General features: G+C 61.2%; 6 protein-coding genes and 1 pseudogene. All 7 read left to right on the top strand.

The annotated features are described in order from the left end of the window. Positions 1 to 467: nitrogen fixation protein NifQ (locus tag YY7_RS0149085; protein ID WP_028169328.1), on the top strand; the 467-nt coding region annotated here is incomplete at its 5' end. A gap of 111 nt (positions 468 to 578) precedes the next feature. Next, the gene (locus YY7_RS56080) at positions 579 to 959 is read left to right on the top strand and encodes a transcriptional repressor (RefSeq protein WP_080664219.1); all 381 of its coding nucleotides are present in this window, start codon (positions 579 to 581) and stop codon (positions 957 to 959) included. A 204-nt stretch (positions 960 to 1,163) separates the two neighbouring features. Continuing rightward, the gene (gene nifV / locus YY7_RS0149095) at positions 1,164 to 2,351 is read left to right on the top strand and encodes a homocitrate synthase (RefSeq protein WP_028169329.1); all 1,188 of its coding nucleotides are present in this window, start codon (positions 1,164 to 1,166) and stop codon (positions 2,349 to 2,351) included. A 209-nt stretch (positions 2,352 to 2,560) separates the two neighbouring features. Continuing rightward, positions 2,561 to 2,902, top strand: a complete 342-nt coding sequence (gene nifW / locus YY7_RS0149100) for a nitrogenase stabilizing/protective protein NifW (protein ID WP_028169330.1) — start codon at positions 2,561 to 2,563, stop codon at positions 2,900 to 2,902. A gap of 467 nt (positions 2,903 to 3,369) precedes the next feature. Continuing rightward, positions 3,370 to 3,909: pseudogene (locus tag YY7_RS59900) on the top strand (hypothetical protein). A gap of 13 nt (positions 3,910 to 3,922) precedes the next feature. Continuing rightward, on the top strand, positions 3,923 to 5,032 hold the full coding sequence (locus YY7_RS0149115) for an electron transfer flavoprotein subunit alpha/FixB family protein (protein WP_028169332.1): 1,110 nt from the start codon (positions 3,923 to 3,925) through the stop codon (positions 5,030 to 5,032). 11 nt (positions 5,033 to 5,043) lie between these two features. Next, a partial coding sequence (locus YY7_RS0149120) for an FAD-dependent oxidoreductase (protein ID WP_028169333.1) occupies positions 5,044 to 6,046 on the top strand: 1,003 nt, incomplete at its 3' end.

Here is a 6,046-nt window from a genome sequence, read left to right on the forward strand (position 1 = left end):
ACTTCCCGTCGGTTCGGATGAACGCCGAGGAGTTGCTCTTGCGTTTCAAGCGCAATGAGAGCGATGAGGGCGCAATGTTGCGTGATCTCCTGCTCACGCAACGCTCGACCGAAGGGGATATCGGCAACTGGCTGGCTGCGATGATCGCGCGTCGCGCGATCGAGCCAAATCACCTCTGGGAAGACCTCGGATTGCGCAATCGTGGCGAATTATCCCGCCTCTTAAGCCGCCATTTCGCGCCGCTCGCCGCGCGCAATGTCAACAATATGCGCTGGAAGCGGTTCTTCTATCGCATGCTGTGCGAGGGCGACGGCCTTGTGATGTGCACGACACCGGTGTGCACGCAATGTAAGGACTTCAACCGCTGCTTTGGCGATGAAAGTGGCGAGAGCCGGATGGCTGAGCGCCGGCGTGACGTTCTGTTGCGGGCGGCTAACCCGGACGCCGCCAGCATCTGGCCTATGTGAGCAACACGGGATGGATCGTCCGTTGGCCAGACTTCCAACCGATGACCGCGCGGATCGCGCTGGCTTCGACGAGGTGCAGGTGGATACGACCTGCGCCCAATTCAGCAGGCAATGTCCCGACGCCGGCTGGAAGGATATGTTGCTCAAGGCCGGGCTGCGCCCGACGGCCGGCGCGTGATCTTAAGCGAGTTGTTGTTTGCCAGGGGCGAGCGGCATGTCACCGCAGAGATGTTATTTGCCGAGGCGCGTGAGACCGGCTTTCCGGTCTCACAGTCTACCGTCTACAAGACTTTGAACCAGTTCACGCGAGCCGGCCTATCGGGTCGGATCCGTGTTGACGGTTCGCGATCATTTTTTGACACCAACACCACGCCGCATCCGCATTATTATCTGGGCGGCGACGATATCCTGCTCAACGGTCCCGATGCGAATCCCCTGCTTGTGAATGTTCCCGTGCCGCTGCCGGCCACGCAGTCTCGCGCGTCGATCTGATCATCCATCTGGGTCGCAAGCCGAGTTGATGCCAAGCGATCGCGCCCTGAGATAAGCCGACGCGTCGACTTTGCCACGCTGTCGCGTTTGCGACAACCCGGCTGAGCCAAAAACTGTGTGCTTGTTCAACAGCTTGGGGCGGGTGCCGGCGTGGCATGCGGGTTGCTGAAGCCTTGCTTTGCCAAAGACAACAAGGAGCTTCGCATGATCGCCGCCGCCTCTGCCAAACCGTCATGGTCCGAGACGGCATCGGGAAGTCCGATCGTGCTCAACGATACGACACTGCGCGACGGCGAACAGGCGCCTGGCGTTGCCTTCACCACCGACGAAAAGGTGGCGATCGCGCGGGCGCTGGCGCGGGCCGGCGTTACCGAGATCGAAGCCGGGACGCCGGGGATGGGCAGTGAAGAGATCGCCGCCATCCGCGCCATCGTTGAGGCCGGTCTCCCGCTCACCATCATCGGCTGGTGCCGGATGCGTGAAGCCGATGTCGATGCGGCGATCGAGGCCAAGGTGTCGATGGTCAATGTCTCGATTCCGGCATCTGACGTGCAGATTGCCGCCAAGCTTAGCGGTGACCGCGAGCTGGCGCTAGAGCAGGTGAGGCGGGTGGTCAGTTACGCCCGCGAGCGGGGGCTTGAGGTCGCCGTCGGCGGCGAAGACTCCTCCCGCGCTGACGTCGATTTTCTCATCACGCTGATCGCCATCGCAAAAGCCGCGGGCGCACGGCGCATTCGCATTGCCGATACGCTCAGTGTGCTTGATCCCGACTCCACCTATGCGCTGATCGCGCGTTTGCGCGCGACCACCGATCTCGAGCTCGAATTTCACGGCCATGACGATCTCGGGCTCGCAACCGCCAATACGCTCGCCGCCATCAAGGGGGGNGCGAGCCACGCCTCGGTGACCGTCATAGGGCTCGGCGAGCGAGCGGGCAATGCGCCGCTGGAAGAAGTCGCCGTCGCGCTCAAACAGCTCTACGGGCGCGCCACCGGCATCGTGCTGCCGGAGCTCGAGAACGTCGCCGCGGTAGTGGCAGCCGCGGCTGCACGTGCAATTCCTCTGAACAAGGCCATCGTCAGGGAGCATGTGTTCACCCATGAATCCGGCATTCATGTGCATGGCTTATTGCAGGATCAACGCACCTATGAGTGGCTCGACCCCCATTTGCTTGGTCGGTTCAATCATATTGTGATCGGCAAGCATTCCGGGCTGTCCGCGATCACGACGCTCCTTGACGAGTTGCAGCTCGCCGCCAGCTCCGAGGAGACAAAACAGATCCTCTCGCGGGTGCGAAAACATGCCACCGAGCACAAGCGGCCGGTGGCGCGCGAGACGGTGGTGGCGATCTGGCGCGACATCCGCGAGCGCTCGTTGACAAATTGCGCGTGAGGCGGGCCATGGTCCGGCACCATTACGGCCGATCACTTCGAAACCGTGGGCGCGCCGCGGAAATCCTCGCTGCTCGCACTGATGCGCCAACGCATAGTCTACGTAGGCAATATAGAGCGCCGCGTGCGCGAAGCAGCGTCGCAAGAAGTGACCAGCCTGTGCTGCGTCCCGACCACCGGCCGGAGGGCCTAACCCAAAGGAAAGTTTCGATGAGCAACAAACAGAGGGCAGCCAGCATCCTGGATCGGCTCAACAAGGCCTCGTCGGCTGAAGATTTTTTTGCGCTGCTTGGCGTCGACTACGACCCCAAGATCGTCAATGTCGCGCGCCTGCATATCTTAAGGCGCATGGGGCAATATCTCGCCAAGGAACAATTCGAAGGTAGCGCAGAGGCGGAGGTCACGGCGCGGTGCAAGGCGGTGCTGGAGCAGGCTTATGCCGATTTCGTGGCGTCCTCGCCGATCGATCAGCGGGTGTTCAAGGTCTTGAAGGATGCGGTCGCCGAGCCCAAGAAACCGGCGGCCTTCGTGCCGTTGAGCTCGCTGAAATAGCCTCATGTATCAGTTCAGATCTGCCTGCATGTCGGTGCGGTGTGTTGTGCCATTCGCCTTCCTCCAGATCAACTCTCTACAGCAACGCGCGAAGCCACGCTGTCGCCTTCCCGACGTATGGGCGGATTGTATTGTCTGCGATGCTAACTGACCCCTCATCAATTTTTCTCAAGTCATTGATCGGAGCTCTGATTTTCGATCGCGTGCAACTGGTACGACACTTGCTGTTCTCCGGCCAAGTCCGTCATTGGCGCCGGCGTACACAGAATTGTTGCCGTCCGAGATGAGATTTGGAGAAAGACCAATCATGTTACCGTTACTGCTCGCCGCTTGCGCCGGCGTCATCTTGTGGCTCACGCTCGCGTTAATGCCGTTCGAACTTATCTTTGACGCCGTTGAGGCTGGGATTGACCGGGCGTTGGCCGCTAATGGGTAACTCGCGTTTCCACGCTACCTCTGGAGAAGGCATGCACAGTATCGTTTCCATCAAGCAGGTTCCCGATTTCGCGCAGATCGGCGTCAATCCCCTTACCAACACGATCTTGCGTCAGGGTCGGCGAGTATCGTCAAACAAGACGCCTTGTTTGCGCGCGAGGCCGCGCGCTTATTGCGTGAAAAGTTCTCCAGTAAGATCACCGCGCTCACCAGGCTCGATGTGTAGCGCCGCGCCGAACGCGGCGCGTCGATGTTGCGCACAGAGCTGCCGTGCCTTGCCAACCATGCCGGAAGCGAGCCAGATTTGCCGCGGTCTCATAACCGACGCCCTGCGCGCGCCGCTGGGGCCAGTTGTGAAATGGAGCGAGCAGGAGGCCAGCGTCGAGAACATCTCGAAATGCGGCGTGCGCGGCTCGCCGATCATAGTCAAGCGTGTCTTTGCGCCTTCGCCACAAACCGAGAGGAGGCGGATGGGAGCCACGAAGCAGCCGACCGAGTTGCTGATGAAAGCCATCTTGAAGGGCCGACCCAAGCTAGAAACCGGTCTTGTGGCGCAGGCGCGCGGGTTGTGAGGGGGACAAGGCTATGAGCAACATCACCACAGCTCCTACGCCGGTCGCGGGCGGCCGCGCAGGAGCGAAAAGAGAATTGCCGGAGCACTTTAAGGCCTACAAGCATATCTGGGTCTTCGTCGAGCAGGAGCGCGGCCAGGTGCATCCAGTCTCCTGGGAACTCATGGGTGCGGGCCGCAAGCTTGCCGACAAGCTGAAGGTCGATCTCGCTGCGGTTGTTATCGGCCCGGAGGGCGAGGCCGCGCGTACCGCCGCGCTCGAGTCCTTCTGCTACGGCGCCGACCTAGCCTATCTCGTGAGCGAGAATGTGCTGTCGGAGTATCGCAACGAGTCCCACACGAAGGCGCTGACCGATCTCGTCAACACCTATAAGCCAGAGATCCTGCTGTTGGGCGCAACCACGCTCGGTCGCGATCTTGCGGGCTCGGTAGCCACCACCCTACTGACGGGTCTCACCGCCGACTGCACCGAGCTCGATGTCGACGCGGATGGTTCGCTTGCGGCCACGCGTCCGACATTTGGCGGATCGCTGCTTTGCACGATCTACACTTTGAATTACCGGCCGCAGATGGCAACCGTCCGCCCGCGCGTGATGCCGATGCCAGAGCGCCTCGCGCGCGATGCCGCCCGCATTATCATCCATCCGCTCCGCCTGCTCGAAGAAGACATCGTCACCAAGGTGCTATCCTTCATGCCGGACCGTGATTCGGCCAAATCCAATCTTGCCTACGCCGACGCCGTCGTCGCCGGCGGGCTGGGGCTGGGCTCGCCGGAGAGTTTCCAGCTGGTACGACAGCTCGCCGACGTGCTCGGCGCGGAATATGGCTGTTCGCGGCCGCTGGTACAAAAGGGCTGGGTCAGCTCCGACCGGCAGATCGGCCAGACCGGCAAGACCATCCGGCCGAAGCTCTATATTGCCGCAGGTATTTCCGGCGCGATCCAGCATCGGGTCGGCGTAGAGGGCGCAGATCTGATCGTTGCCATCAATACCGACAAGAACGCACCGATCTTCGACTTCGCCCACATCGGCATCGTCAATGACGCTATGCACTTGTTACCCGCGCTGACGGCCGCTTTTCGTGCACGGCTTTCGCCGCATTCGCGCGACCGGATCGCGAGCTAGAGGAGGTTGTTATGATCGAGGAGAAGTTCGATGCAATCGTGGTCGGCGCCGGCATGTCGGGCAACGCGGCGGCGCTGGCCATGGCCAAACGCGGCATGAAGGTGCTACAGCTCGAGCGCGGTGAATATGCTGGATCGAAGAATGTCCAGGGCGCAATCCTCTACGCCGACATGCTGGAAAAACTAATCCCGGACTTCCGCGACGACGCTCCGCTCGAACGTCATCTCGTCGAGCAACGGTTCTGGATGATGGACGATCGCTCGCATGTCGGCGTGCACTACCGCTCCGAGGACTTCAACGAGGAGCGGCCGAACCGGTACACGATCATCCGTGCGCAGTTCGACAAATGGTTCTCCTCGAAAGTGCGCGAGGCCGGCGCGACCGTGCTGTGCGAGACCACGGTCACTGAGCTGGTACGGGACGCCAATGGGAAAGTCATCGGTGTTCGTACAGATCGTCGCGACGGCGAAATCCACGCAGATGTCGTGGTACTGGCCGAAGGCGTTAATGGCCTGCTCGGTACGCGTGCGCGCCTGCGCGAGCGGCCCAAGCCCGACAAGGTGGCACTCGCGGTTAAGGAAATGCACTTCTTGCCGCGTGAGACCATCGAGGCCCGTTTCAATCTCAAGGGCGACGAAGGCGTCGTTGTCGAAGCGGCCGGCACCATTTCTTGCGGCATGACAGGGATGGGCTTCATCTATGCCAATAAAGAATGCATATCGATCGGCATCGGCTGTATCGTCGCCGACTTTCAGAGCACTGCAGAGACGCCATATGGGCTGCTCGATCGCTTCAAGCGTCATCCATCCGTGGCGCCCCTGATCGAGGGCTCGGAGGTCAAGGAATATTCTGCGCACCTCATCCCTGAAGGTGGCTACAAGGCAATCCCGCAGCTGTATGGCGAAGGCTGGGTCGTGGTCGGCGATGCGGCGCAGCTCAACAACGCCATTCATCGCGAGGGCTCTAACCTCGCGATGACCTCGGGCCGCATTGCGGCGGAAGCTATCGTCCAGG

Origin of the sequence: Bradyrhizobium elkanii WSM2783, assembly GCF_000472865.1 — a bacterium.
GTDB classification, from domain to species: domain Bacteria; phylum Pseudomonadota; class Alphaproteobacteria; order Rhizobiales; family Xanthobacteraceae; genus Bradyrhizobium; species Bradyrhizobium elkanii_A.

What these genes read in the sequence shown, in the direction of transcription:
- nifW (WP_028169330.1), top strand. Translation starts at nt 2,561, where the DNA reads ATGAGCAACAAACAGAGGGCAGCCAGCATCCTGGATCGGCTCAACAAG.
- YY7_RS56080 (WP_080664219.1), top strand. Translation starts at nt 579, where the DNA reads ATGTCCCGACGCCGGCTGGAAGGATATGTTGCTCAAGGCCGGGCTGCG.
- YY7_RS0149115 (WP_028169332.1), top strand. Translation starts at nt 3,923, where the DNA reads ATGAGCAACATCACCACAGCTCCTACGCCGGTCGCGGGCGGCCGCGCA.